Origin of the sequence: Paenibacillus sp. MER 99-2 (assembly GCF_023714095.1) — a bacterium.
Classification (GTDB): domain Bacteria; phylum Bacillota; class Bacilli; order Paenibacillales; family Paenibacillaceae; genus Paenibacillus.
On the sequence record NZ_JAMAUZ010000007.1, the window covers coordinates 98,350 to 124,077 of the forward strand.

At 47.0% G+C, this 25,728-nt stretch carries 29 protein-coding genes; 27 read left to right on the plus strand and 2 right to left on the minus strand.

What is annotated here, in order from left to right:
• Positions 1–13 precede the first annotated feature (13 nt).
• From M3636_RS23015 to M3636_RS23070, 12 genes are all read left to right on the plus strand, one after another.
• Complete coding sequence (locus M3636_RS23015; RefSeq protein WP_483311540.1) at positions 14–808, plus strand: SAM-dependent methyltransferase; 795 nt, start codon at positions 14–16, stop codon at positions 806–808.
• Between the two features lie 122 nt (positions 809–930).
• Positions 931–2,250 carry an opine metallophore biosynthesis dehydrogenase gene (locus M3636_RS23020; protein WP_251384164.1) on the plus strand — a complete coding sequence of 440 codons (1,320 nt, stop codon included), beginning with the start codon at positions 931–933 and terminating at the stop codon, positions 2,248–2,250.
• 194 nt (positions 2,251–2,444) lie between these two features.
• Positions 2,445–4,034, plus strand: coding sequence for a staphylopine-dependent metal ABC transporter substrate-binding lipoprotein (gene cntA / locus M3636_RS23025; protein ID WP_128104586.1), 1,590 nt, complete (start codon positions 2,445–2,447; stop codon positions 4,032–4,034).
• Between the two features lie 13 nt (positions 4,035–4,047).
• Positions 4,048–4,980: a nickel/cobalt ABC transporter permease gene (gene opp1B, locus M3636_RS23030; RefSeq protein ID WP_128103384.1), complete on the plus strand. Its 933-nt coding sequence runs from the start codon at positions 4,048–4,050 to the stop codon at positions 4,978–4,980.
• Positions 4,980–5,876: a staphylopine uptake ABC transporter permease subunit CntC gene (gene cntC / locus M3636_RS23035; RefSeq protein ID WP_251384165.1), complete on the plus strand. Its 897-nt coding sequence runs from the start codon at positions 4,980–4,982 to the stop codon at positions 5,874–5,876. The genes opp1B and cntC overlap by 1 nt, the downstream gene beginning before the upstream one ends.
• Positions 5,857–6,666, plus strand: a complete 810-nt coding sequence (cntD, locus tag M3636_RS23040; protein ID WP_251384166.1) for a staphylopine uptake ABC transporter ATP-binding protein CntD — start codon at positions 5,857–5,859, stop codon at positions 6,664–6,666. Before cntC ends, cntD begins: the two co-directional genes overlap by 20 nt.
• On the plus strand, positions 6,667–7,413 hold the full coding sequence (locus tag M3636_RS23045; RefSeq protein ID WP_251384167.1) for an ABC transporter ATP-binding protein: 747 nt from the start codon (positions 6,667–6,669) through the stop codon (positions 7,411–7,413).
• A gap of 14 nt (positions 7,414–7,427) precedes the next feature.
• The gene (gene cntE / locus M3636_RS23050; RefSeq protein ID WP_251384168.1) at positions 7,428–8,621 is read left to right on the plus strand and encodes a staphylopine family metallophore export MFS transporter CntE; all 1,194 of its coding nucleotides are present in this window, start codon (positions 7,428–7,430) and stop codon (positions 8,619–8,621) included.
• 44 nt (positions 8,622–8,665) lie between these two features.
• Positions 8,666–9,880: a staphylopine family metallophore export MFS transporter CntE gene (cntE, locus tag M3636_RS23055; RefSeq protein WP_353056311.1), complete on the plus strand. Its 1,215-nt coding sequence runs from the start codon at positions 8,666–8,668 to the stop codon at positions 9,878–9,880.
• A 252-nt stretch (positions 9,881–10,132) separates the two neighbouring features.
• Complete coding sequence (locus tag M3636_RS23060; RefSeq protein WP_251384169.1) at positions 10,133–11,332, plus strand: GTP-binding protein; 1,200 nt, start codon at positions 10,133–10,135, stop codon at positions 11,330–11,332.
• 34 nt (positions 11,333–11,366) lie between these two features.
• Positions 11,367–11,636 (plus strand): 30S ribosomal protein S14, encoded by a 270-nt coding sequence (gene rpsN, locus M3636_RS23065; protein WP_128103379.1) that lies wholly within the window; start codon positions 11,367–11,369, stop codon positions 11,634–11,636.
• A gap of 103 nt (positions 11,637–11,739) precedes the next feature.
• Positions 11,740–12,072, plus strand: coding sequence for a DUF3024 domain-containing protein (locus M3636_RS23070; protein ID WP_128103378.1), 333 nt, complete (start codon positions 11,740–11,742; stop codon positions 12,070–12,072).
• A 154-nt stretch (positions 12,073–12,226) separates the two neighbouring features.
• Here M3636_RS23070 and M3636_RS23075 read toward each other — a convergent pair whose 3' ends face one another.
• Positions 12,227–13,285: a substrate-binding domain-containing protein gene (locus M3636_RS23075; RefSeq protein WP_128103377.1), complete on the minus strand. Its 1,059-nt coding sequence runs from the start codon at positions 13,283–13,285 to the stop codon at positions 12,227–12,229.
• Positions 13,286–13,637: 352 nt separating this feature from the next.
• Here M3636_RS23075 and modA point away from each other — a divergent pair, with 352 nt between their 5' ends.
• Together modA and modB are read left to right on the plus strand one after the other, a co-directional pair.
• Complete coding sequence (gene modA, locus M3636_RS23080) at positions 13,638–14,510, plus strand: molybdate ABC transporter substrate-binding protein (protein WP_128103376.1); 873 nt, start codon at positions 13,638–13,640, stop codon at positions 14,508–14,510.
• Complete coding sequence (gene modB, locus M3636_RS23085) at positions 14,507–15,190, plus strand: molybdate ABC transporter permease subunit (RefSeq protein WP_128103375.1); 684 nt, start codon at positions 14,507–14,509, stop codon at positions 15,188–15,190. Before modA ends, modB begins: the two co-directional genes overlap by 4 nt.
• 119 nt (positions 15,191–15,309) lie before the next feature.
• Here the strand turns inward: modB and M3636_RS23090 are convergent, their stop codons facing one another.
• Positions 15,310–15,846, minus strand: a complete 537-nt coding sequence (locus M3636_RS23090) for a GNAT family N-acetyltransferase (RefSeq protein ID WP_251384170.1) — start codon at positions 15,844–15,846, stop codon at positions 15,310–15,312.
• Positions 15,847–16,112: 266 nt separating this feature from the next.
• Here M3636_RS23090 and M3636_RS23095 point away from each other — a divergent pair, with 266 nt between their 5' ends.
• From M3636_RS23095 to M3636_RS23155, 13 genes are all read left to right on the plus strand, one after another.
• Entirely contained in the window at positions 16,113–16,454 is a 342-nt protein-coding gene (locus M3636_RS23095) for a hypothetical protein (protein WP_145049773.1), read from the plus strand.
• A 350-nt stretch (positions 16,455–16,804) separates the two neighbouring features.
• On the plus strand, positions 16,805–17,644 hold the full coding sequence (locus M3636_RS23100; RefSeq protein WP_145409285.1) for a transporter substrate-binding domain-containing protein: 840 nt from the start codon (positions 16,805–16,807) through the stop codon (positions 17,642–17,644).
• 24 nt (positions 17,645–17,668) lie between these two features.
• Positions 17,669–18,412 (plus strand): amino acid ABC transporter permease, encoded by a 744-nt coding sequence (locus M3636_RS23105; protein WP_145409284.1) that lies wholly within the window; start codon positions 17,669–17,671, stop codon positions 18,410–18,412.
• A 4-nt stretch (positions 18,413–18,416) separates the two neighbouring features.
• Positions 18,417–19,127, plus strand: a complete 711-nt coding sequence (locus tag M3636_RS23110) for an amino acid ABC transporter permease (RefSeq protein ID WP_145409283.1) — start codon at positions 18,417–18,419, stop codon at positions 19,125–19,127.
• Complete coding sequence (locus M3636_RS23115; protein ID WP_251384171.1) at positions 19,124–19,876, plus strand: amino acid ABC transporter ATP-binding protein; 753 nt, start codon at positions 19,124–19,126, stop codon at positions 19,874–19,876. Before M3636_RS23110 ends, M3636_RS23115 begins: the two co-directional genes overlap by 4 nt.
• 122 nt (positions 19,877–19,998) lie before the next feature.
• On the plus strand, positions 19,999–20,286 hold the full coding sequence (locus M3636_RS23120) for a hypothetical protein (protein WP_056702634.1): 288 nt from the start codon (positions 19,999–20,001) through the stop codon (positions 20,284–20,286).
• A gap of 23 nt (positions 20,287–20,309) precedes the next feature.
• Positions 20,310–20,651: an alpha-helical endospore appendage domain-containing protein gene (locus M3636_RS23125; protein WP_251384172.1), complete on the plus strand. Its 342-nt coding sequence runs from the start codon at positions 20,310–20,312 to the stop codon at positions 20,649–20,651.
• Positions 20,648–20,944, plus strand: a complete 297-nt coding sequence (locus M3636_RS23130; RefSeq protein ID WP_128103368.1) for a hypothetical protein — start codon at positions 20,648–20,650, stop codon at positions 20,942–20,944. Before M3636_RS23125 ends, M3636_RS23130 begins: the two co-directional genes overlap by 4 nt.
• A 4-nt stretch (positions 20,945–20,948) precedes the next feature.
• Positions 20,949–21,293, plus strand: a complete 345-nt coding sequence (locus tag M3636_RS23135) for a hypothetical protein (RefSeq protein WP_251384173.1) — start codon at positions 20,949–20,951, stop codon at positions 21,291–21,293.
• Positions 21,294–21,407: 114 nt separating this feature from the next.
• Positions 21,408–21,581: a hypothetical protein gene (locus tag M3636_RS23140; protein ID WP_251384174.1), complete on the plus strand. Its 174-nt coding sequence runs from the start codon at positions 21,408–21,410 to the stop codon at positions 21,579–21,581.
• Positions 21,582–21,636: 55 nt separating this feature from the next.
• Positions 21,637–22,731, plus strand: coding sequence for a CgeB family protein (locus M3636_RS23145; protein WP_251384175.1), 1,095 nt, complete (start codon positions 21,637–21,639; stop codon positions 22,729–22,731).
• Between the two features lie 153 nt (positions 22,732–22,884).
• Complete coding sequence (locus tag M3636_RS23150) at positions 22,885–24,024, plus strand: CgeB family protein (RefSeq protein ID WP_251384176.1); 1,140 nt, start codon at positions 22,885–22,887, stop codon at positions 24,022–24,024.
• A 63-nt stretch (positions 24,025–24,087) separates the two neighbouring features.
• Positions 24,088–25,716, plus strand: coding sequence for a glycosyltransferase (locus M3636_RS23155; protein WP_251384177.1), 1,629 nt, complete (start codon positions 24,088–24,090; stop codon positions 25,714–25,716).
• Positions 25,717–25,728: the final 12 nt, after the last annotated feature.

Consider the following 25,728-nt stretch of genomic DNA (forward strand, 5'->3'; position numbering starts at 1 on the left):
AGGGGGATAAGAAATGGTCACATTGGTTCATTTTCAGACCTGTTTGCGTGAATACGCGATGAAATTCAATGAGCTGGGAAGCAAGTATGATCATACGCTGCATCATAGTTCAGAGCTTGAAGCGCTGATCGATCACTATTCCAGGTTCGTGACAGATCCGGAGAACAAGGCAGCCTGGGAACAGCTTGCAGAACAAGAGCTGGACAGCCTTCATCCTCTCGTGGAGGAACTAAGGCAGCAATCAGCCTACTGTGTAGCCATTATGGAGAAGTATCGTGCATTACGATTGCAGCGTGGTGACGTGCAGATCGCGGATTATTTCAAGAACATCGAAGAATGCATTGATAAAGAGTTTGGCAGCTTCCACGTCACATCTCAGTCCAAGGTATTGCTGGTAGGTTCGGGTTCATTTCCGATGACTCCCTTGTATATAGCCAAGCGAACAGGAGCCGAGGTCGTGGGAATCGATATCGACGAAGAGGCGATTACGTTAGGACAGAAGGTTGTTGAGATTCTGGGAGCTGGCTTGAACATTCGTCTGGAACGCATACTGCTCGAACAGCTGGACTACACCCGGGAAGCAACACATATTATTTTCAGCTCTACGGTAGCGAATAAGTATGATCTACTTGATCAATTGCATGACCTGACGAATGATCATGTGGTTGTAGCGATGAGATATGGCGACCAATTAAAATCCCTATTCAACTATCCTATGAGGGAAACGGACAGTCAGAAATGGAAGCTTGCAGACACAGTATTACGCCCTAATGATGTGTTCGACATTGCCCTATATCAAAAAGCGTAGTTGTTACAACCACCTTTTCACGAAAACGATTAAACCTGAACAGAGGTTGATCTTGCTTCATTAGAGCTGGAGCTAGTATGAATCCAATCTGCAGGTATTATTTTGAACATAAGGAGGCTTATATGAACGGTTTTCAGCGAATTCTGATATCCGGAACAGGGCCTGTATCCATTCAGCTTGCCGTACTGTTCCAAACGTATCTCAACTGCTCCATCGGAATTGTGGGCAGAGAGTCCGTGCGATCGGCATCGATATTTGCAGCACTGGAACAGAACGATCAACGCATCCAAGCAAGTATCCAAAATGAACAGCATCAACCGCTCGCTGGTGAGTGCACCGTCGATCAGGTGTTTCATGGCTACGACACCATTAAGGGTGAATGGGATACGATGATTTTGGCTGTCACAGCAGATGCATATATCGACGTATTGCGGGAAATGAATGAACACTTCGTTAAACAAGTGAAATGTATCATTTTGGTATCCCCTACTTTTGGTTCCAATCGTCTGGTAAGCCAGTATATGAAACAGAGAAATGCGACTCCGGAAGTGATTAGCTTCTCTACGTATCTTGGAGATACCCGCTGGATGCACGAGCAACCGTCCAATCATGTCATGACGACAGGAGTGAAGCGGAAGGTTTATATCGGTTCCACCCGATCTGCTTCTGACAATGTACACAACCTGTGCCGGTTGTACGAGCGAATAGGCATTCACATGGAGGTCATGGTAACCCCGCTGGAGGCGGAAACGAGAAATATATCTTTGTATGTGCACCCTGCACTGTTCATGAATGACTTCTCGCTTGAGGCGATCTTTGGGGAGTCGGATATCCAAACGTATGTGTACAAAATATATCCAGAAGGCCCAGTTACCCAATATTTGATTCGGGATCTGCGGGCTCAGTGGCAAGAGATTATGCAAATTACAGACAAACTCCATATTCAGGGGATCAACCTGCTGCAATTCATGACCGATGACAATTATCCTGTACGATTAGAGAGTTTATCCCGCCACGATATCGTGAATTTTAATCAATTGCAACCCATACATCAAGAGTATTTATTGTACATACGATACACCTCATTATTGATTGATCCTTTTTCTAAGCCAAGTTCAGAAGGAACCTATTTTGACTTTTCGGCCGTGCCCTTTCGGAAAATGTTTGTAAATCATGAGGGGGATGTGGATATTCCACGGATGCCCAAAGAAGATTATTATCGCATCAAAATTATCCAGGGTATCGCAAGACATTTGGACGTAAGCTGTCCGACGATTGATCAATTTATTGCTACATATGAGGCGAAGCTTCAGCAAGTAGCTCAAGCTCATCGTGGTCAGCGCTTATCCGATGCCTTTGTAATTCAATCCTTTGCTGAGGACATTGAGATGATCTGCCAAGGACTTGCAAACCACAGGGATGCGATATATCGCGATGTATAGCCTTGCTTTCAAAGAGTCCGCTGTATTGTTACGAAGCATGCCGGCTGGCATGAATGCGCACATGAATCAAACTGATTTTGGATCCATATCTAGTTCTGATTAAAGCAACTAAAGCTATTGTGATATGGATTCGCACATTTTTATTTTTATCATCAGGGGGAAATATTGTGAAGAAGAGTAGTCCGTTCATTTATATGTTGATGCTGGTATCTGTTCTGGTTCTTATTGCTGGTTGCGGGCAACCCAATGAGGCTTCGACAGAGCCTGCTAACCTTGAAGTCCAAAGTGAATTAATCTATGCGTCAGCCAAAGATATTAACGATATGAACCCTCACCTATATACAGGCTCGATGCCTGCCCAAGGGATGGTATACGAGTCTCTAGTGGAGAACACACCGGACGGAATTAAGCCATTGTTGGCTGAATCTTGGGATATCTCAGCGGATGGGAAGAACTATACATTTCATTTGCGCCAAGGGGTGAAGTTTCATGATGGTGAGCCCTTTAACGCAGAGGCCGTGAAACAGAACATTGAAGCCGTACAGGCCAACGCTGAAAAACATGCCTGGATTAAATTGTCCACCAAAATTACGAGTGTGGAAGTCATTGATGAGCACACCGTGGTCTTGACACTATCAGATGCCTATTATCCAGCAATGGTCGAATTGTCTATGACACGACCATATGTGTTCATTTCACCGAAGGATTTTATTGACGGTGGAACCAAAGACGGCGTAAGCGGACACCATGGCACAGGGCCATACAAGCTTACTGCACATAAGGTTGAAGAGAGCGCTACCTTTGAAGCCAATGAAGAATACTGGGCAGGAGCACCCCAAATTAAGAAAATCACGTCTAAGGTGCTTCCGGCAGGAGAAACCACATTTTTGGCACTGCAAAAGGGAGAAATCAACGTTGTGTTCACAGATGATCGGGGTGCGGACAGCATCGATGTTGAAGCGATGGAACGGTTAGCTCAATCAGGCGATTATCAGGTCGTCCGAAGTGAGGCGATGAATACAAGTATGATCGTTGCTAACAGCAGCAGACAAGGCAGCCCAGTGCAAGAAACGGCTGTTCGGGAAGCGCTGTGGTATGCCATTGACCGGGAGACGATCAGCAACGATATTTTCAATGGAACCCAGACGGTAGCGAATACACTATTTTCATCCAACGTTAACTACGCCAATGTTGATCTGAAGCGGCGAGAATATAATCCAGAAACGGCAAAAGCACTGTTGGATCAAGCAGGCTGGACAGCAGCGGCAGGAGAAGCTGTAAGAACGAAGAGCGGTCAGCCTTTAACGATGAAACTATACTATGACAGCAACTCCTCCTCACAGAAAATTCAAGCCGAGATAATTCAACATGCAGGAAAAGAATTGGGGATTGGGCTGGAGCTTGTGGGCGAAGAATCAACTTCCATCGCTAATCGAAGAGCGACTGGAGAATACGATCTGTTGTTCAATCAGACCTGGGGACTTGCTTATGATCCTCAAAGCACCATTGCTGCGTTTACATCAGATTCGGCGTACAAGCACACAACGAGTGGTATAGCTCAAGCAGATGAACTGTATCGGAAGATTGACGAGGTTATGGTATCTACGGATGAGACATCCCGGAAGTCCTTATACGCCGATATTATGAAAATCGTGCATGATGAGGCGGTATTCATCCCCATTACGAACGGACGTGTGACGGTGGTTGCTCCCCAGAACCTGGAGGGTATTGGATTCAAACAGACGCAATATGAATTGCCGTTTGAACAGATGAATTTTAAATAGAGCGGAGATGGATATGGGAAGTTATATCGTCAAACGAATTCTGTTAGCTATCCCTTTACTGATTGTCATTTCATTTATAACGTTTGTGCTCATTAACCTGTCGCCGTTGGAACCAGCTGTCGTGGTATTACAGGCACAGGAAGTTCCGCAGATTACGGCTGAGCTCATTGCCCAAACGAATAAAGAACTGGGTTTTGATCAGCCGTTCCTGATCCAATATATGAACTGGGCGATAGCCGTCATGCAGTTTGATTTTGGTCACTCGTATGTATCCGGTGAGTCTGTCTGGACGCTAATTGGCCCGGCTTTTCTGAATACGTTGAAATTAACGCTGGTTTCCTCGGTATTTATTATCGCGTTATCGATTCTACTAGGTGTGGTCTGTGCCATGCGGGAAGGAAAACTACTGGATCAATCAGTCAGAGGCATTTCATTTTTCCTCACGGCGATGCCGTCCTACTGGCTTGCTGCCATTATGATCTGGTACTTCTCCGTCAAGCTGGATCTATTGCCGACCAGTGGCATGGACTCATACCGTAGCTATATTCTACCGGTTATTGTAATCACGGTTAGTTATACGGGCATTTATTTTAGGACTGTTCGCAGTTCAATGTTAAGCAATATGAATGAGGATTATGTGTTGTACGCGCGGGCAAGCGGTCTGAGTGAAAGGAAGGTTATGCTTCATATTTTGCGTAATTCACTGCAAGTGGCGGTATCGATCTTCTGCATGGCCATTCCTATTGTGCTGGGCAGCACCGTTGTCATTGAAAATGTATTTGCTTGGCCAGGACTCGGCAGGCTTAGTGTGAAGTCCATTTTAAGTAGAGATTTTCCGATTATTCAGGCTTATGTGCTTATTTTGGCTGTCACGTTTGTCCTGTTCAACACACTTTCCGACATTATCAATGCTGCGATGAATCCAAGGTTAAGAAAGGAATTCTGATGCGAATACTGAAAAATCTGAGCAGAGATAAGCTTGCAATGACCTCGTTGTGCATCATCTTGGCTACGATTATTGTGGGCATCTTTGCCCCTTTCATCGCACCACATGATCCTGGAGCCGTCAACATGAAGCTTCGTTATGCTTCTTCCTCCTGGACTTATCTGTTAGGCAATGATCACCTGGGCAGATGTGTGTTATCCAGGCTCATTTATGGCATTCGTCCCAGTGTGTTATGGGTGCTCGTTGCCTTGGCGTTATCCGTGCTGATCGGAGCCATTGTCGGCTTTGTAGCCGGTTATTTCAAGGGCAGAGTGGATGCGTGGATTATGCGAATCTGTGACATTATGCTGTCTTTCCCCGGTTATGTGATGACACTGGCTGTGGTGGGTATTTTGGGAGCCGGTCTGGAAAATATATTGATTGCCTTTGTATGGATGAAATGGGCCTGGTTTGCCCGCGTCATTCGAACCTCTGTCATGCAGTTCACTGACATGGATTATGTGAAATTCGCCAAAGCTTCTGGCATACCTAACCTGAAAATCATCACCAGGCATATTGTGCCAGTTACCTTTGCGGATATTGCGGTCATCGCTAGTGGCGCGATGTGCTCCATGATGTTGCAAGTCTCGGGATTATCCTTCCTAGGGCTAGGTATTCAGGCGCCTCATGCAGAGTGGGGGATGATGCTTAATGAAGCGAGAGAAGTTATGTTCTCTAGACCCGAATTAATGTTGGCACCTGGGCTGGCGATTGTCATCGTTGTGTCGGCATTTAATTTTTTATCGGATGCACTTCAGGTTGCTCTAGATCCGAAACTGATGACTTCACAGGGCAAGTCCGTCCAACCTCACGAAAGCGAGGTGAGAAAGACAGCTTATGAATATAGTCGAGGTTAAACATCTGAAAGTATGGGACACCAATACAGGCAAAATTATTATTCATGACAGTTCATTCAAAGTCAGGCAGGGAAGCTGCATGGCGATTGTCGGCGAAAGTGGTAGCGGTAAATCGGTCACATGTAGGGCGCTGATGCGGCTAAACAAGCCGTGGATCCGTCAATCTGGAACGATGCTGTTTCAGGGTGAGGATCTAAACGTGTTGACAGAACAAGAGATGCGGCGCAAGAGAGGCAAGCAGCTATGTATGATTTTGCAAAATGGTATGAGTGCATTCGACCCTTCCTGTGTGATTGGCGTCCATATTCGGGAGACATTACAGCAGCATCTTGATTGGAATGCCCGTGAGATCGAGCGCCGAATCTGCAATGCGATGGAAAGTGTCATGCTGAAGAACCCTCGTGAGATCCTGAATCAGTATCCGTATCAGTTGTCTGGCGGGATGCTGCAGCGAATCATGATTGCACTGGCACTGGTGCTCGAACCAGCTCTCATTATTGCGGACGAGCCAACCACGGCACTGGATACGATCTCCCAATACGAGGTGGTGGAACAATTAATTCAATTGCGTGAACACATCGGCTGTTCCATGATATTTATCTCCCATGACCTAGGTGTGGTTAAGAAAATTGCGGATGATGTGATGGTCATGAAGGATGGAATGATCGTGGAGCGGGGTAGCATGCAATCTGTATTAACGGAACCCGCGCATGCCTATACGCAGTATCTGGTATCTACCCGGTTGGAGCTGAGCAATCATTTCAAGACATTGATGCAGGAGGGCTCATAGATGCTGAAGGTGGATGGAGTTGGCAAATCATATAACCAAGGTGGGCTGTTCTCAAAACAACGCCAGCAGATTCTGAGCAACGTTACCTTTGAGTGCAAGCAGGGCGAATGTCTGGGCATTATCGGTGAGAGTGGAAGTGGCAAGTCTACCTTGGGACGATTGATTCTGGGCATTGAAAGACCGGATCGTGGCCTGATCCAGTTTGAAGGAAGGAATGTGTGTGATCGGCGCGTCCGGATCGGCAATATCAGCGCTGTGTTTCAGAATTATACGTCCTCCATGAATCCGTTTCTTACGGTAGAGGATGCCATTATGGAGCCGATGCAAGCGCTGAAGAAGAGTGGGCAGGATATAGCAGGAAAGGTAGATCTGTTGTTGACTCAGGTTGGATTAGACGCCACTTACCGTTCCAAATATCCACATGAGCTATCCGGCGGAGAGGCACAGCGCGTCTGTATCGCCAGAGCGATCTCTACATCTCCAAGATGCATTGTATTGGATGAAGCGATCAGTTCGCTGGATGTGTCGGTTCAGATTCAGGTGCTTCAACTACTGAAGGAACTGAAAGACATCTATAAGATGAGTTATGTCTTCATTACTCACGATATTCAGGCGGCCGCCTATATCTGTGACCGGGTGATTATTTTCAGGGCAGGCCAGATCGAAGAGATCATTCGTACCGAGCGATTAAAAGATGTCCAGTCGGATTATGCGAAGAAATTATTGAAACATCTTATTACATTTTAGGGGGTTATCCCGTTGTGAGCGGAGCAATGTCGTGGCCTTTTTTGCGTTTGTACATATTGGTGCTTCTCTATTTCAGTGCCAATGCCATTCTTAATGTGATCATCCCCCTACAGGGAGAATTCCTTGGAGCCAGCAGCACGACCATTGGGTTAATCATGGGTGCGTACATGTTTACGACGATGTTTTTTAGACCATGGGCGGGGAAGATTATTCAAAAGCATGGGCCAATCAAAATTTTACGTCTTATTCTGATTATTAACGGATTGGCCCTCGTTTTATATACGTTTACGGGTCTAGGTGGATATCTATTAGCCCGGATTTTGCAGGGGGTATCCACGGCGTTCTTTAGCATGGCTCTACAGATTGGCATTATCGATGCACTCCCGGAAAAAGATCGATCACAGGGCATATCGTATTATTCGTTATTTAGTTACATCCCGGGCATTGTGGGGCCAGTGCTCGCATTAGGGATTTGGCAGGCTGGCGGTATGGATTATTTCACGGTTGTGTTAATCGGAATTGCCATCTGTACGGGCGTCTTCGGTTATACCGCCAAAATAGAAAAGAATAAAGATCAGCCTGAAGGGAATGCACCGGATCAGTCTGTCAGTATGTGGGAGTCCTTTGGACAGTTGGTGAAGAATTCACACTTGTTTCGCTGCAGTGTACTCATGCTCAGTGCATCGGTTGTATTTGGGGCGGTCACAACGTTTATTCCGCTGTATGCGAGTCAGATTCCAAGCGGTAATGCCGGCATCTATCTCATGCTTCAAGCGGGGACGGTGGTGCTGGCACGAATTGTACTTAGGAAACGGATTCCTTCGGACGGACGATGGCATGCGCCATTTATTATGGGCACGATGTTTCTGCTCGCTTTAGCTGCGCTTTGCGTAAGTTTGTCGACCACAGGAGGGATTTTTCTCTTCTATGTCGGTGCGATTTTGATGGGCATTGCTCAAGCGATTCTGTATCCGACGTTAACGACCTATCTGTCATTTGTATTACCTCAGCTGAACCGCAATGTCTTGATTGGCTTGTTTATTGCGACAGCAGATTTGGGTATTTCTCTCGGCGGTGTGATCATGGGGCCACTGGCTGACTTATTTTCCTATTCAATGATGTACATGATCTGTGCTATTCTGGGAGCGGTGATGATCGTTTTTGCCTATGAACGGCGTAATGCGGTCACAGGTACATCTGTGAGCTGACTTCCAGAGAAAGTAGGTACGATGCTTTGAAGGATTCTGAAACGGTGACATCCCATGAAAAATTAAACCCGGCATCCTTATCTTTCTTTCGGTTTTATATGCTGGCCTTTTTATTTTTTGCAGCCAATGCTGCGCTGACGATTATTCTACCTTTGCGGAGCGAGGCAGCAGGGTTGAATCAGGCAGAGATTGGCCTCATGATGGGGGCATACATGTTCACGTGTATGCTCTTAAGACCTTTTGCAGCCCAACTATTGGGTAAGTATGGGCCGCTTCGTGTCATGAAGGGGTTACTGCTTCTGCATGCGGGAACGCTGCTGCTATTTGTTGTGTTTGGTGTGGAGGCATATCTGTGGCTGCGGGCATTGCAGGGTGTAGCAACAGCGTTTTTCTCAATGACGATGCAAGCGGGGATTGTGGAAAAGCTTGAGGATAAAGACCGTGCACAAGGTTTGTCCATGTACACGCTATTTACGATGGTTCCCACGCTGGTTATTCCGATCCTTGCCATTCAGATCTGGGAGAATGCCAATGACCTGTGGTTCACTGTGCTGATCTTGGGGCTCGCGGTACTTCCCTTATTGATTGGTTACTCTGTGGATCTGCCCCAAAGTACAGTACAGAACAAATCATACACTTTGGGCGATATGCTACGTTCATTCAGCGGCATCTGGCGTAGTACACCCCTGTTAATTAGCAGTATCGTGATGCTCTTTGCTTCGTGTGTGTTTGGAGCAACGGCGACGTTTCTTCCCTTGTATATGGTGTCCACCGGGGCAGCGAGTGCTGGGCTATTTCTAACGATTCAAGGCTTGGTAGTTATTCTGTGCCGGTTCATCCTGCGCAAAAAAATACCGTCGGACGGGAGCTGGAGTACCTGGCTGATGGCAGGATTACTGCTAAGTGCAGCACTGGGAACGCAGCTACTCAGCCTGCTGGAGACGATCGGACCATTCGTATATCTCTCGGCAGTGTTTAGCGGTTTTGCCGTAGCTTTGCTATATCCAACACTGACGACTTATCTCTCCTTCGTGCTGCCTGCAGATTCAAGGTATGTACTCATGGGCATCTTCATGTCCTCGTACGATCTGGGCTTCTCTCTCGGCGGACTCGCCATGGGCATCATTGTGCAAGTGAGCTCGTATTCGGTGATGTTTATGATCTGTACACTGCTCTCCGTGGTGGCCTTGGTTCTGGTCGTACTATTCCGTCAGCGAATGGAAGCGGGCAATAGCGACAGGTCTGTGGTGGCGAACTGAACAGCAGAGTGAGTATGTGATTGTTTATATTTTGTAGTGAAGGCTTATGAACTGAAATTTCCTCGATCTATCATCAGGGTAGAAACCGCAGGAGAACAGGGCATAAGCCTTTTTTTGCCTTCAAGATTAAGGTCATGTTGTGAAAAATAATTTGACAACAGCGACGAACAGGATTATAGTCTTTCTTGTTAATCGTAATAATTACTATTAAGGTTCATCTGGATGAACTGTACCTATAAGGAGTAGATACACATGACACAAAAGCAAGTGCCGGTAACTGTACTCAGCGGTTACCTCGGTTCAGGTAAAACAACGGTGCTGAATCATGTCCTACACAATCGGCAAGGCTTGAAGGTTGCCGTGATTGTCAACGACATGAGTGAAGTCAACATTGATGCCGCATTAGTTCGAGGCGAAGCAACACTCTCGCGGACGGAAGAGAAGCTGGTGGAGCTATCTAACGGCTGTATCTGCTGCACCTTGCGGGATGATCTGATGCAGGAGATTGAGAAGCTGGTGCACGAAGGCAGGTTCGATTACATTCTGATTGAATCGACAGGTATTAGTGAACCCGTTCCGGTTGCGCAGACCTTTACATACGCCGATGAAGAATCGGGTATTGATCTGACCCGTCTAGCTAAACTGGATTGCTTAGTTACCGTGGTCGATGCTAATCGGTTTTGGCATGATTTTGCCTCAGGACAGAGTCTTCTGGATCGGAATCAGGCTACCGGGGATGACGATACACGGGATGTCGTGGATCTGTTGATCGACCAGATTGAGACATGCGACGTGTTGCTGCTGAACAAATGTGATCTGGTCGATGAGGTGGAGTTGAATAAACTTGAAGGTATCATTCGCAAGCTTCAGCCTCATGCCAAAATCATCCGTACAGTGAATGGTCAAGTGAACCCGTCCGAAATTCTGAACACAGGCCGCTTCGACTTCGAACAAGTGAGTATGTCTGCCGGATGGATTCAGGAACTGGAGAAAGAAACACATACTCCCGAGACAGAGGAATATGGCATAGGCTCCTTCGTGTATCGCCGCAGAAAACCATTCCATCCTTCCCGTCTGGCGGAATTTATGAGTTATTGGCCAGAAGAAGTTGTACGTGCAAAAGGATTGGTCTGGCTCGCAGCTGAAGGAGATGTGGCAGCCAGTCTTAGCCAAGCAGGGCCATCGATTCAGTTTGGGCCTGCGGGACACTGGGTAGCGGCGTTGCCGGAAGCGGAGCGGGAAGAAATATGGCAGAGTGAGCCTGAGGTTCGAGCGAAGTGGGATGCCCAGTGGGGGGATCGCCAGACCGAGCTAGTTATGATCGGGATTGAGATGGACCCCGCCATCATAGAGGAAGAACTGGATCAGTGCTTACTCAGTGATGATGAGATGCAATCCAATTGGGCTGGGTTTGACAATCCACTGCCGTGGCCTGTAGACGCAGTCGTTTAAGAGACATATACCAGAACGATAAGGAGATGTAAATATGGCCAAAAAATCTAAAGTTGTTCGTGAGAAAAAACGACAAGCAATTGTGGCTCGCTATGCAGAGCTGCGCCGTGAGCTCAAAGAAAAAGGAGACTACGAAGCGTTGCAGAAACTACCACGCAATGCCTCTCCTACTCGATTGAAAAATCGCTGTGAGGTTACAGGTCGTCCAAGAGGATACCTACGCAAATTCAAAGTATCACGGATTGTCTTCCGTGAGCTGGCTCACAAAGGACAGATTCCAGGCGTGACGAAGTCAAGCTGGTAACGGATACTCATGTGTATTAACTGGTAACGAATACCCATGTGTGTTAAATAGCGTGTTCAGAAGTCCGGTTGTCTGTACCAAGATTAGATAGGGAGGTCACATCATGCTAGACTCCTTTACCGTTTGGCGAATTGAGTCTGTGCTGAACGGGTATATCCACGAGAAAGTACCTGCACCGCTGCGAACCATGGTGAAGTTGACCTATCGTGTGCATCAGAACGAGCTGATTCTGACCGAGGAAAGACCAGCCGAGGAGCGTTACCGATGGGACAAGCTGGATATTGCCAGATTCGAGTGGGATGAACATCGCTGGAAGGTATTCGCCAAAGATGAACATGATCGCTGGAATACGGTGGATGCAATAGAACCTTGCCAGCATTTCGAAGATTTACTTGAACAGGTGGAACGAGATGAAGCAGGTGTATTTTGGCGCTGATGCTTAGAACGGACAAATGCCGCTGCATGGATTGCAGCGGCATTTTAATTTTAATTATTTATATCACAAGCGAGATATGAACATCACGCACAGTTTAGTTAAGTTGTACATGATCATGCTACATGATCATGTAGCATTACGCCCAGTCTAGATACTACACTTCGTATAAAATTTCCCCTGTACGTGAAACATCATAACCCTCAAACGTTTGCAGCTCCTGTCTGAATTCTGAGGATTGCAGGATGCGTAGCACCGAGTCTACCCACGCTTCATTTCCTTGTTTTCTAAGCATAACTAGATCGTATTGCTCCTGCACAAGGGGGATAAAATCAACCTGGCCAATGAGCCGAACCGCCTTCTCAATACCCACGCCTATATCAGCTTCACCTGTGCTGACTTTCGCGGCGACGCCCATATGACTGGTTTCCTCTATATCGTATCCTGTCAATTGGGAGGGAGAGATACCGTGGAGCCGAAGCTGTTCATCTAGCAAAACCCTTGCGCCTGAACCCTTCTCGCGATTAGCCAATCGGAGACCAGGCTGGTTCAGGTCACTCCAATCCTTGAGGCCACGTGGATTACCCCGCGGCACATAGAGTCCAGCTGGGCGTGACAGAAGGTTCACCACCACGTAAGACCAGCCAATCAAAATTTTGCGAATATACGGCAAGTTGTATTCTCCTGTATCTCCATCAAGTAAGTGAGTGCTGACAAGATCAGACTCGCCCCGATACATCGAGATTAATCCGTCCAGACTACCCATGAATGAGCGGAGTGGACGGATATTCTGCGTTTGTTTCTCCATATGGCGCATGAGAATATCTAGACTGACATCCTGACCTGTAATGACGAGGTGGCGGGCGGACAGGTGGTTCTGCTGAGCGTTTACAGGAGGATACGCAGTTACAGTAGATGAAGAACTGGGTGCGTGCACCGGATGTAGGGTCGAGTCCATGTTTATTGAATCCTTACCCTTTTCGCTAGAATCTTGAGAACGAGCAGCTGAATCCGCGGAAGCAGTTCGATTCACGCCGGATTGGAGCTGTTTGGAGCGATGCTTGTATGCCTCCAGATCGGTGGCGTCAACTCTCATCTGTTTACCTACACGGTAAGCAACGAGGTCACCTTTTTTGATCAGGTCATAGACCGTAAGTTTGGATATTTTGAGTAGCTTCGATATTTCTTCGGTTGTATAGGATTGCTCCTCCGTCATTAGTGAAGATCCTCCTTCAAGGTATATAAAAATGAATTAAAACATAGGACACTCGCCACTTCGATGGCAGAGCTTTATGAAGTCATTTTAGATAGAGAAATGTACAGATGTACGAAGAGAAATTAATTCATCTTCATCTAAGGTATCGAATCATTCTTCTTCATTGATATCTCTTGTACTATACCATTAATTGAGGGGAACCATAAACCAGAGAGCGTGCAATCATCCGATCTAAACGTCATTAAAAATAGAATGTGATCTATGTCACCTTTCCATTTTATTCGTCTTGTGTATAATTAATTATAGTTAATTATAACTAATTATAACGAAACATAACATTGGGGGAGAACGAATGAGAAAGAGAATCGGATATGTACTAGGAAGTATGTCACTTGGACTAGCTCTTGTGTTGAGCGGATGCGGAGCAAGCACAGATACCCCGGATACATCCTCTGCAACGGATTCGACAGCTTCTAATACAGCAACATCAGGAGAGAGCAGTGCAACAGAGAATGTGGATCCTCAGGAAACGGTGGATCTGACTATCTCGGCTGCTGCAAGTCTGACAGATGCGATGAAAGAAATTGAGACCAACTTTGAAGCGGCTAACCCTAACATTAACCTTAACTTTAACTTCGGTGCTTCGGGCGCATTACAGCAACAGATCGAGCAAGGGGCACCATCTGATATTTTTGTCTCCGCTGCAAGCAAAAACATGAATGCTCTTGTGGAAGAGAATTTGATCGCTGAAGCAGATCAGCAAAATTTACTTCAAAACTCATTGGTGGCTGTTGTCTCTGCTGATCGTGCGGATGAAGTAAGCACTGAGAGTGATCTTACCTCAGATACGATTAAAACCATTGCGATCGGTATCCCAGAAAGTGTACCTGCGGGAACATATGCGAAGGAAGCATTAACCAATGCGAAGCTATGGGATCAACTGGAGAGCAAGCTTGTACAGGGCAAGGATGTAAGACAGGTATTACAGTATGTGGAGACAGGAAATGCAGATGCTGGCTTTGTATATAAAACAGATGCGTTGACCTCCGATCAGGTTAAAATTGCGTTTGAAGTAGATAAAACTAGCTATACACCAGCCAATTATCCAGTAGGGATCATTGAAGGAACGAAGCACCGGACAGAAGCGGAACAATTCTATACGTATTTGCAATCACCTGAGGTACTGGACGTGTTCGCCAAATACGGGTTCTCCATTCCGGAATGAATGTTAACGCCATAGATTGGTCCGTATTTTGGTCACCGGTTCGACTATCCCTTCAGGTCGCACTTCTATCCAGTGTTATTGCTGCCGTGCTGGGGATTGCTGTAGCCTGGAAGATGTCGCGAGCGTCGTTTCGGGGGAAAATATTTCTAGAAACGTTCTTTATGCTTCCGCTTGTGTTACCTCCAACGGTCGTTGGATTCCTGCTGCTTGTGCTGTTAGGACGTAAAAGTCTGCTTGGTCAATGGATTGAAGCCATCTTCTCCGCACCAGTGATCTTTTCTTGGTGGGCTGCGGTAATCGCCGCTGTTGTGGTGGCTTTTCCGCTGGTCTACCAAACGATGAAATCAGGATTCTCTGGAATAGATCGGGATCTGGAAGCCGCAGGTCGATCCATTGGTGCGAATGAATGGCAAGTATTCTGGTACATTTCCCTGCCGTTGGCTGGCAGAGCATTGATGACCGCATTTATACTGGGTTTCGCTCGAGCTCTCGGTGAATTCGGCGCTACATTGATGATTGCAGGTAATATTCCAGGCAAAACGCAAACGGTGCCTACGGCAATCTATGTTGCAGTGGATTCCGGGAACCAGACGATGGCTTGGGCTTGGACATGTACGATTGTCGTGATTTCATTTATTATGCTGTTTCTGACCAGACAATCACGAAGCAATAATGATTGATCAATGGACACTAGTGGATGAAAGTAAGAAAACCCGCTTAAGGAAAGCTTCTTCCTTTAAGCGGGTTTTTGAGTTATATCCGTATACGGATATTAGATTATGAGAATAAAACCTAATAGCTAGCCTGTTTGTACAGATTGGGCATGATAACGTTTGGGATCTAACACTTTGATCATAAATACAATTTCTTCTGAAGCATCCGGAGTCTGCACGACTTGGGTATGGAACGGAGTGTAGCCTTTACGTTCATACATTGGAGCCAGCCAAGGATGCCGAGTTGCCGTTGCCAAATAAACAGCGGGTTCATCCAGTTTGTTCAGAATGACCTCTTTTTCAACCCAGTCCAGCAACCTCGAACCATACCCTTTCCCTTTATGGTTAGGACTCACAGCGAACCACCGAATAAAGGGATAGGAGCTGATGGCCTGCCGCCTCACATCTTGTGCACGATCTAAGGTTACAGTAGCAATGATCTGCCCATCTTCCTCAAGTAGATAACACTCATGCTGAGTTACGTTATTCTGAATAACGTCCAATGTGGCATGTCCTGCAGGAAAAGGAATATTTAGCGCACGAATGGTCTCGTATGCATCCAAAGTAACGGCAAGCAGCGATTCAGCGTCTTCCAGTGTGGCTAGGCGATAATGTTCTGTCATCGGTAACCTTCCCTTCATGATTGAATAACAACTATTCCAACCCGATAAGTGCACATTATAGATTAGGTGTCATTTTATCATGAAACGGTTTTCGAGTGTGGAAAACTCCAATCCATTCTGTCTATAAGCCAATTGAAAGCTTCTATATGTGGAAAAAATAAAAAAAACCAAATTTAGCGCTTTCACCTCTCGCCTAAATGGGGGTCTATCCTGTAAAATAGAAGTAACTGATTCCAGCCCAGCACTGAAATAAGGAGAGACGACGAATGAATACGAAACCTGATTGCGGCGTATCGTTGCAAATTGACGACTATCTGGATCTTTTGCATTTTGCCATCCAAATTCAGGATCAAGAGTGGCAGCAGTCCCTGATCCACCAGCTCAAAGTATTTCAGCCGGCGGGGGAGCAGCAACAACAACGATCACCTGAAGAAGAGCTTTGGACAAGGCTGGATCATATTAACAGCAAGTTAACAGGGCTATGTAACCAATTGCATGCTGCACATTCGAAGGACGAACGTGAGAAATTTGAAGCACGCATCGGTCTACTTCAAGTACAACGTGTAGAAGTGGCACGCAAAATTAAGTGGGCAAGCCGTAGAACATAGATAAGCAATATGAATCAAAGTCTTCGTTGGAGTTTGGATAGAGACCAGATTAACGATGAATTCGACAAGAGAGATGAAGATTAGAAATGAAGCTATTCTCCCAAGTTCGTTTAAAGGGAAGAATGGCTTTTTTTCTATTGAACAAAAAAGAGATGCAATGAAATATAAAGAAGTTCTATAACGTTATCAGGATGTCCTATTAACCTGCTTATTGCCTATTCAGGACGCACGATGATATTCTTTGTTCAATCCAATTCCGACTATACAAGTAAGAATGGTTAGTTAAATGGATTGGGAATGGAAGCACACATCATATTAGCTGTGAAAACAGCCTGTGGAGGAGATTGGGAATGGTTAATAAACGGGGGATTCAGAAATTCCGAACAGCACTGCTGTTCATTACGATGCTTGCGGTATTGGCTGGATGCAGCACAGGCACTGCCGGGAATGATTCCGAATCTGCTTCAGCAGCAGGCGACACCAACGTGAAAAAGATCATTGTAGGAACAGGCACGCAGTTCCCGAACGTCTGCTTCATTGATGAAAATGGTAAATTAACAGGGTACGATGTGGAGCTGATCCGCGAGATTGATAAACGTTTACCTGAATATGAATTCGAATTTAGCACAATGGATTTCAAGAACCTATTGCTTAGCTTAGAAACGAAAAAAATCGACCTTATCGCTCATCAGATGGAAGTTAATGAAGAAAGACAAGCGAAGTTCTTATTTAATGATGAAGCCTATAATATTTTCCCTAATAAAATTGTTGTAAGCCAGAAAAATGAAGAAGTTAAATCGATCGATGACCTCAAAGGTAAAAAATTGATCGTTGGTGCCACAAGTAATGCGGCTGTACTGGCTGAGAAATGGAATGCTGCAAATGGCAGTCCCATTGATATTGTCTATTCTGGAGCAGGTGAGGATACCATTACCCAGATCAAGACAGGACGGGTAGATGCAACGATCAGCACACAGTTTGCCATTGATTATCAGAATAAAGCGGTGGATGCTCAGTTGAAGACGGTAGGAGACCCACTGTCCAACTCCAAAGTATACTTCATCTTGAACAAGGATGAGGAAGAGCTCAAAGCCAAAGTGGATGAAGCGCTCAAATCAATCAAGGAAGATGGAACATTAGCCAAACTGAGCACAGAGTGGCTGGGCGCTGACTATACAGTCGAAGAGTAGTCTGAGAAAGGTGTGCAGGCGGTAATGGGAAAAGCATTCGATCTATCATTGGTTCTGGATTTTGTCCCGGAACTGCTACGATATTTGCATATAACATTGATTGTGCTGGGTGGTTCTATTGTATTGGGGTTGGTTGGGGGCGTATTGCTCGCTGTTCCAAGGTTATACCGGATTCCAGTATTAAGCCAGGTAGCCACCCTGTACATTTCGTTCATGCGGGGCACACCGATCCTGATTAAGCTGTTTCTGGTGTATTATGGTCTGCCTGAGTTGCTCAAACCGATCGGTATCGACCTATCAAGAACCGATCCCCTACTGTTTGTTATCGTCACGTACGCCTTGAGTGATGCAGCATCCTTTGCCGAAATCTTCCGGGGTGCTGTGAAAAGTGTGGATAAAGGGCAGACCGAAGCTGCATATGCAGCGGGGATGACGTCCTTTCAGTCTTTTCGCCGTATCGTTGTACCTCAGGCGCTCATTGTTGCTTTTCCGAATATGGCCAATACGTTGATTGGTTCATTGAAGGATACGTCGCTGGCGTTTTCCATCGGTGTGATGGATATGGTCGGCAGGGGGCAGACGTTAATCTCTGCTACCTCCCATGCCCTTGAGGTGTACATCAGTTTATCCATCGTGTATTACGTTATTGTCATTGTACTTGAAAAAGGCTTCGCTCAGGCTGAGCGTAGATTACAGCGCCATGAACGCAAGAGCGTTGTACACAAACCGGTAGTTCGAGCGGAACGCCTGAAACGAATAGCGGGGTGAGCAGATGTCTATTGACCTTCATTTTATTTACACATCCTTTTTCCAAATTCTAAAGGCATTGCCACTTACACTTGTCATTACGGTTGTTCCGTTGATTGCAGGCTTCGGGATTGGTCTGGCTACAGCCCTGATTCGCATTTATCGAGTACCTTGGATTCATCGCATTGCTGCATTTTACGTCTCATTTCTGCGTGGAACGCCAATGCTGATGCACCTGTTCCTCATCTATTATGGGATTCCGATGATTATTGATAAATTGGCTGAACGTTACCAATGGGCATTTCAATCGTCATCGATCCCGATCCTTGTATTTGTACTGATTGCTTTCTCGCTGACCGCTGGGGCGTATATGTCTGAAATTATTCGTTCTGGTATTCTGGCTGTAGACCCAGGACAGATGGAAGCTGCACATGCTGTAGGCATGAGTACTTTCCAGGCACTGAGACGCATTATTATTCCCCAGGCGATTGGAGCAGTGTTGCCGAATCTATGTAGTATGTTTGTTGGGTTCCTGCATGGGTCTACCCTTGCTTTTACCGTCTCTCAGATGGATATTCTCGGCAAAGCGGACGTTGTGGCATCGGTTAGCTTGAAATTTCTGGAGGCCTTCATTGCCGCAGCATTGATCTATTGGGGGCTGACCATCATTGCGGAGCGCATCACCGCTCTGCTTGAACGTCGGGTTGCCGTGTACAGCAAAGGAGGCGTATCATGATTTCACTCACGAATATACACAAGACGTTTGGTAAACAGGAAGTATTAAAGGGCATTGATCTGACCGTCGAGCAGGGGGATGTTGTAGCCATTCTGGGCCCTAGTGGATCAGGCAAAACGACATTGCTGCGCTGTGTCAATTTTCTAGAGCGAGCGGATGAGGGTAAGGTTCAGATCAGTGGATTGGCTGTGGATTGTGAGCATGCACGCAAACATGATATTGTGCAGCTTCGGCGCAAGACGGCAATGGTTTTCCAGCATTATAATCTGTTCAAACACAAAACTGTGCTCGATAATGTGACGGAAGGGCTGATTGTAGCTCAAAAAATTCCCAAAGCTGATGCCAAGGCACGTGCATTACGTGTATTGGAACAAGTTGGACTTGCTGCCAAGGTGAATGAATATCCGAGCATGCTGTCCGGTGGACAGCAGCAACGCGTAGGCATTGCGCGTGCTCTTGCATTGAATCCAGAGGTCATTCTATTTGATGAACCGACCTCGGCACTTGATCCCGAATTGGTGGGTGAGGTGCTCTCTGTTATACGCTCCATCGCCCAGCAGGGGATTACGATGGTTGTTGTCACCCATGAGATGGGCTTTGCTCGCGAAGTGGCGAATCGCGTCATATTTATGGATGGAGGCGTGATCGTCGAAGAAGGCACGCCAGAAGATATTTTTGTGCGACCTAAGCAGGAACGAACGAGACAATTCCTCAGCCGATATTCCTCTGATTGGAGTTATGTCATCTGATGATATAGGCGCAAGCTGGAGTAACTGACACTCCCGGCCCGGCATATGCTGTAGCAGGCAAATGCTGATAGGCCGGGTTTTTGTATGGGTTGAAGCAGGCCGTGACGGCAAGGAGGAGGAGTATGCAGAGCAAAGTCGATGAAATACTCACACATATTGCACATTCTCATCAGCAGCTTGCGCGCGTATTAGATGCTAAACGTCAGGTTGCTGTGCGCATGTCTGAAATTATTAATCATTTGCCCGATATGGAACCAGAGCTTGATGGTGTGGAAGGCATGCTGGACAGTTCAGGACAGATCAACAAAAGCATTATCTCTTACTTGGGAGGTCTTGCAGATCTAGAGGAAGCTGTGGCGGAAACGCTGAGTCAGGTCATGCGGGAGATCGCAGGCCAAGAAGAAGAATAAGCCCGGAAGGCGGGTGAACGAACATGAGTAGAGAGCAAAGCCTTGTTCTCATGCTGGATGCTGCAGCCAAAATGCAATGGAACATCGCGCTGATTTTGGAAGCGAAGGCTATCGAAGCAGAGAAAGTGCGAAATTGGACACTCAATCATCTGAATGGGGAGACATTTATGACCCATGGCGATCAGGTTGCAGAGCCGCTGAAGATGCATGAGCAATTGGTTGAAATGCTGGAAGGGCTAACTCGCATGGAAACGGGACTCTGTAACAACTTAAAAGCTGTCATGATACAGGATGAGGGTGGAGACAGCGGCGGTATGGACGGTGGCATGTTTGGCGGTATGGATCTAGGGGATCTCGGAAAATGAGTCTGTTGCGACGTGAGCAGGAGGCGAAACTGGCCCTTATTGAATCGATTGCGCACAGTCAGCAGGCGCTGGCTCGTATTCTGGATAGCGTCGCCAGCGTATCTGCTCATTCAGAGGTATCTGCCCGTAATCTTGCCGAGAACATCCGTCTATTAAGTCGCTATCAAGAAGAAATGTCTCGCATGGTGACAGGAATTCGATTAGCTCGTATTCAGTATGGCGAGCCGGGATTACCTTGGCTCAAACACCCAGACTATGCGATCCGCATCGTTCGGGATTTACAGGAGGAATGATGATATGTTGAAGAAGAAAAAAGCAGGATTGAGAACGAAACGTGCACTCGTGGCTCGTGGAGCTCGTCTGCGCAGAATTCGTAAGCTTCGCGCCCTCAAAAGTAAACGTGTATTGCATAAACGCACCCTCAAAGGACGTAGTGCGTGGCCTAAAAAAAAGAAACGTGTGGTACGCCGGCATCGGAGTGTGAAACAAGTAGCACAGCCATTCGTCCCGGCTACCCCTACCGATCCAAACCCGGACAACGCGTACAGCCAAGGATACACCGAGGCGTACAACGAGGGATTCAACGCGGGTTTCGCCAAGGGATTCGAGGACGGTCATCAGATAGCTTACAAGGCACAATAACAGAGTCATCTTAACTGCGAAAACTGAACGTATTCCTCTACGTACCCTAATTAAATGCTGCGTATAGGATGCGGATACTGTTATCATGCATGCTCGACTTCCTAAGCAGAATACATGAACGAACTAAAAATAAAAGACGTTGGCCCGGGAGGAACTTTCTTCCCGGGCTATTTGCTTGGCCGCATAAGCGGACATGCCCGTACAGGCGGATGTGGAGGGCAAGCGCCAATTTTGCGCCTTGCAGGACACCCGTCCATGATGCATCTGACCCCGGGGCATATCCTTTAGAGGGAACACCAATCTCGGGGAGAAGCTAAAGAGTCATCTCCTGAAGGAAGACAGGGTGAAGAATGTGGCGAAGAAACGACACCGCACGCTCAGCGAAGCGGAGGTAGCATACCGCGGCGGATATGCAGAAGGCCGTCGATTCGGCGGTTGTCAGGCCATGTTGGAGCGCGTTCAACCGGTTGAGCCAGCGAAGCGTGATATGAAGGTGCTGTATATCCCACAGGGATTTGATGCCATTGATGGTGGCGTCATTGAAGCACTGCAGCAGTCTGTTCGGGAGTGTGTTGTCGGATCGGCGGCAACGATGCTGCAGCAAGCGAGCGAGCATCGACCTGATGTTGTGTTGGTTATGAATGGATTGCATGTATTTCCTCCAGATCATCTGGAGCAAGTGGATGGGATACGCGGACTTGGCATTCGAACAGCGATCTGGTTCGTAGATGACCCGTATTTTACCGAGGATACGGTTCATATCTGTCAGCATTATGATGTTGTGTTTACCCATGAGGAAGCTGCCATTCCCTTTTATCAAGCTCATGGAGCACGGAGTGTCATCTATTTGCCACTTGGGGTAAATCCGGGCATGTTTCAGCCAAGACGTACCGAACCACAGCATCAATACGACATTTGTTTTATTGGTACGGGATTCTGGAATCGAATTGCCTTGTTCGATGAACTCGCTCCATTTTTGGCTGACAAGAAAGTATTTATTGCAGGGAGTCAATGGAATCGACTGACTCGGTTGGATATTCTGGGTCGATTCATTCGTGAAGGCTGGCTCGATCCTGGAGCAACAGTGGACTATTACAACGGTGCCAAAATTGTTATCAATGTCCACCGCACGTGCAAGAACGGCGAGGATAATCGAAATACACATCATCTGGAAGGCCGGTCGATCAATCCACGCACTTACGAGATCAGTGCGTGTGGCACGATGCAGATTACGGATGCACGGAGTGACCTTTCAAGGTATTATCGGCCAGGTTATGACATTGAAACCTTCACGACAGCAGCCGAGCTTCAGCACAAAATTGGATATTACCTCCAGCACCATAAGGAACGGGAAGCGATCGCCTGGCGTGGGCTGCTCACAACATTGAACCAGCATACGTTTACCCACCGTATGGCACAATTGCTGGGACATCTGTAAATGCAGCCTCTATAAGAGGTTGTGGTACTGAAAACCAACCTTTTTGAACACGCAATCTAAGTGTTTATTCCAGAAGTTTGCTATGTAACGTTTGCAACGCATACGAGGAGAATTATTACGGTGAAGTCATTTTATATGAGAAGGAGTGGCGGTATGTCTATCAAACACAGAAAGAACAAGCAATTTCATGCGCCTGTGCTTAGTTTGGCAGATCAGGCTCGCAAGAATGGACAGCATGCCGGATACGATGCGGGGAAGGAAGAGGGATACCTGCGTGGTCGTGCCAACTATATTGTCAATTGTGCGCAGGAGCCGCTGCCATTTCGTCCAATTCATGTCCTGTACGTATCTTCAGGCAAAGGATTTCCCTATTCACCATTAGATGAAGCCATCATGGCTACACTCCAAAGCATGGTGTCTCAAGTCACATTAACCGACCCACGTCAGCCAGTGTCTGAGATTGCCCTGCAATCGCGCCCTGATCTGGTGCTTGTACTGGATGGAATGGATATTCCAATGGAGCATATTGATGCCATTCGTCAAGCAGGAATACCGACAGCGATCTGGCTTACCGATGATCCTTACTACACGGATATGACGCTTGAGTCTGTAAAACATTTTGATCATATATTCACACTGGAACTCAATTGCGTTGACCTTTACCGACAAAGCGGCTGTGCTTCTGTGCATTATCTGCCCTTTGCCGCATTCACGAATCATTACTTCCCCATCACGACACCTTCGCCATTACATCGCGAGGTTAGCTTTATTGGCTCGGCATATTGGAACCGAGTCTACTTCTTCAATCCAATCATGGCACAGCTGATGACACACCAAACGGTGTTTAACGGAATTTGGTGGGATCGTCTGCCTGACTACACGTCCTATGGCGAGAAAATCGAACTTGGCCGTTGGATGACTCCGCAGGAAACCAATGATGTATACAACGGCACCAAAATCGTAATTAACCTGCACCGTTCTCACGAGGATGATTCAGTGAACAACAACCATCTCAAAATTCCACCTGCCTCTCCGAATCCAAGAACCTTCGAGATTTCGGCATCCGCAACCCTACAGCTTACGGATGCACGTGACGATCTTGCTCGTTTCTACAAACCAGGTGTAGAGATCGAGACATATTCTTCTCCTCAGGAGTTGCTCGAAAAAGTAGAGTACTATCTCGCTCATGAGAAAGAGCGGCGTGAAATTGCTCTTCGAGGCTTGGAACGTACGCTCAAGGATCACACCTACGGCAAAAGAATCAATGAAATGCTGAGTATTATCTTTCCTTAACTTTATAGCCGGAAGGAGGTGTGCACAGAACCCGTATGCTCGCATACGGCGCTCCGTGCGGCTATGGCAACTAAACCTAAACTAATGTTGTTTTCCCATGTGTGTAATACCCGCAGTATTACCGGGGCGGAGAAGCTGTTACTGCATTTTATGAGGGAAATGGGTGCGATCTTCGATTGTATGCTGGTTGTCCCTCAGGAAGGGAAGCTTGCAGGGCTCGCACGGAGGTTCGATATTCCGGTGAAAGTCTGTTTTCTTCCCATGCTGCACGGTGTCTATACCCCATATCACGGCATTGCAAACGATGCAGAGCTGCTTCGTCAAAGCCCTGCTTATCAGGAGGCGCTCTCCCTATTAAGGGAGTCCGCGCCTGACCTGGTGCTGACCAATACGTGTGTGAATGTGATGCCTGCCGTCGCTGCCAAATCATTGCAGATTCCGGTCATCTGGAAAATCACCGAAATCATACAGTCCAATGACCACATCAATGAGGCTGTGCAGATGATTGGTCGGTATTCGGACTGGATCATTGGTATATCTGAAACAGCTGGAGCACCGTTTAAACAAGCGGGAATGGGCGACAAGCTAACCATCTTGCCTCCAACATGGGATCCGGGTTTACCTGATCCTGATCGCTGGCTGCATTTGCGTGAGCGGAAGCGGAAGGAACTGGGGATCAAGCCTTTCCAGAACTGTATTGGCTACATTTCTTCTTTTATTTATGATGCCAAGGGGCTGAAGCCCTTTGTTGAGATGGCGTTGCAATTGTGTGAAACTCATCCGCGTGCCCGATTTTGGATCATCGGTACGCCATCGGACAAAAAGTATTATGACGAATGCGTAACCCGGGTGAAAAAATCAGGCTATTATCGAAGATTTACCTTCACCACATTTGAAGAAAATGTATCGCTGGCCTATACAGCAATGGATATTGTAGTGATTCCAAGCATGGTTAAAGAAGGCTTTGGCATGACTGCCCTGGAGGGAATGTATTTCGCCAAGCCAGTTATCGCGTTTGCTCAGGGTGGTCTTTCCGAATTATTAGAAACGGTGGGAAGTGGAGAATTTCTGGCTCCGCCTGGAGATAGCAAAGCGCTAGCCGTCTTGGCAACCACACTACTAAATGATTCGGAACTTGCATCCGATGTCGGTTGGCGGAACCGGACAGAAGCGGAACGATTGTACGGCATCGCAACCTATAGGACTGAGATGCATACGATGGTGACACAGTGGCTCATTCGTTTTCCTGCATGGTTCCCCTACATTCAGCCGCCGAACGGACCGGTATACGCATGGGGAGAAGGAGAACTGCGCACTGTGCTCATGATGAGACCGGATGCAATTCAAGCATGTGTATTCCCACTTTCTGTGATCCATACCTTGCCGCTATCTTCACTGCCCCCACTGGCAATTGGATCTCATGAACCCATGCAGAAAGCTACGGAGCCTGGAGACTTAAGAACGAGAAAAAGGAAAACAGCCCGGAATCGCACAGGTCGCAGTCTACGACAGGCTCTAGATCACTCAAGAGTGCGGGATGCCTCCAAGCGTAGCAAAGGATCAGGCAAACGCAAAAGAAAAATCGGTCAGAAGAAGCATCTTTCGCACAAAAAATCATCGGCTGTTCGCAAACGTGGTCTTGCCAAGGCAAGGGGGAGCCGGGTTCGCCGTAGCATGTCGAATACACGATGAAGGCAGGGATTA

What these genes read in the sequence shown, in the direction of transcription:
- M3636_RS23015 (WP_483311540.1), top strand. Translation starts at nt 14, where the DNA reads ATGGTCACATTGGTTCATTTTCAGACCTGTTTGCGTGAATACGCGATG.
- M3636_RS23020 (WP_251384164.1), top strand. Translation starts at nt 931, where the DNA reads ATGAACGGTTTTCAGCGAATTCTGATATCCGGAACAGGGCCTGTATCC.
- cntA (WP_128104586.1), top strand. Translation starts at nt 2,445, where the DNA reads ATGTTGATGCTGGTATCTGTTCTGGTTCTTATTGCTGGTTGCGGGCAA.
- opp1B (WP_128103384.1), top strand. Translation starts at nt 4,048, where the DNA reads ATGGGAAGTTATATCGTCAAACGAATTCTGTTAGCTATCCCTTTACTG.
- cntC (WP_251384165.1), top strand. Translation starts at nt 4,980, where the DNA reads ATGCGAATACTGAAAAATCTGAGCAGAGATAAGCTTGCAATGACCTCG.
- cntD (WP_251384166.1), top strand. Translation starts at nt 5,857, where the DNA reads ATGAATATAGTCGAGGTTAAACATCTGAAAGTATGGGACACCAATACA.
- M3636_RS23045 (WP_251384167.1), top strand. Translation starts at nt 6,667, where the DNA reads ATGCTGAAGGTGGATGGAGTTGGCAAATCATATAACCAAGGTGGGCTG.
- M3636_RS23060 (WP_251384169.1), top strand. Translation starts at nt 10,133, where the DNA reads ATGACACAAAAGCAAGTGCCGGTAACTGTACTCAGCGGTTACCTCGGT.
- rpsN (WP_128103379.1), top strand. Translation starts at nt 11,367, where the DNA reads ATGGCCAAAAAATCTAAAGTTGTTCGTGAGAAAAAACGACAAGCAATT.
- M3636_RS23070 (WP_128103378.1), top strand. Translation starts at nt 11,740, where the DNA reads ATGCTAGACTCCTTTACCGTTTGGCGAATTGAGTCTGTGCTGAACGGG.
- M3636_RS23075 (WP_128103377.1), bottom strand. Translation starts at nt 13,285, where the DNA reads ATGACGGAGGAGCAATCCTATACAACCGAAGAAATATCGAAGCTACTC.
- modA (WP_128103376.1), top strand. Translation starts at nt 13,638, where the DNA reads ATGAGAAAGAGAATCGGATATGTACTAGGAAGTATGTCACTTGGACTA.
- modB (WP_128103375.1), top strand. Translation starts at nt 14,507, where the DNA reads ATGAATGTTAACGCCATAGATTGGTCCGTATTTTGGTCACCGGTTCGA.
- M3636_RS23090 (WP_251384170.1), bottom strand. Translation starts at nt 15,846, where the DNA reads ATGACAGAACATTATCGCCTAGCCACACTGGAAGACGCTGAATCGCTG.
- M3636_RS23095 (WP_145049773.1), top strand. Translation starts at nt 16,113, where the DNA reads ATGAATACGAAACCTGATTGCGGCGTATCGTTGCAAATTGACGACTAT.
- M3636_RS23100 (WP_145409285.1), top strand. Translation starts at nt 16,805, where the DNA reads ATGGTTAATAAACGGGGGATTCAGAAATTCCGAACAGCACTGCTGTTC.
- M3636_RS23105 (WP_145409284.1), top strand. Translation starts at nt 17,669, where the DNA reads ATGGGAAAAGCATTCGATCTATCATTGGTTCTGGATTTTGTCCCGGAA.
- M3636_RS23110 (WP_145409283.1), top strand. Translation starts at nt 18,417, where the DNA reads ATGTCTATTGACCTTCATTTTATTTACACATCCTTTTTCCAAATTCTA.
- M3636_RS23115 (WP_251384171.1), top strand. Translation starts at nt 19,124, where the DNA reads ATGATTTCACTCACGAATATACACAAGACGTTTGGTAAACAGGAAGTA.
- M3636_RS23120 (WP_056702634.1), top strand. Translation starts at nt 19,999, where the DNA reads ATGCAGAGCAAAGTCGATGAAATACTCACACATATTGCACATTCTCAT.
- M3636_RS23125 (WP_251384172.1), top strand. Translation starts at nt 20,310, where the DNA reads ATGAGTAGAGAGCAAAGCCTTGTTCTCATGCTGGATGCTGCAGCCAAA.
- M3636_RS23130 (WP_128103368.1), top strand. Translation starts at nt 20,648, where the DNA reads ATGAGTCTGTTGCGACGTGAGCAGGAGGCGAAACTGGCCCTTATTGAA.
- M3636_RS23135 (WP_251384173.1), top strand. Translation starts at nt 20,949, where the DNA reads ATGTTGAAGAAGAAAAAAGCAGGATTGAGAACGAAACGTGCACTCGTG.
- M3636_RS23140 (WP_251384174.1), top strand. Translation starts at nt 21,408, where the DNA reads ATGAACGAACTAAAAATAAAAGACGTTGGCCCGGGAGGAACTTTCTTC.
- M3636_RS23150 (WP_251384176.1), top strand. Translation starts at nt 22,885, where the DNA reads ATGTCTATCAAACACAGAAAGAACAAGCAATTTCATGCGCCTGTGCTT.
- M3636_RS23155 (WP_251384177.1), top strand. Translation starts at nt 24,088, where the DNA reads ATGGCAACTAAACCTAAACTAATGTTGTTTTCCCATGTGTGTAATACC.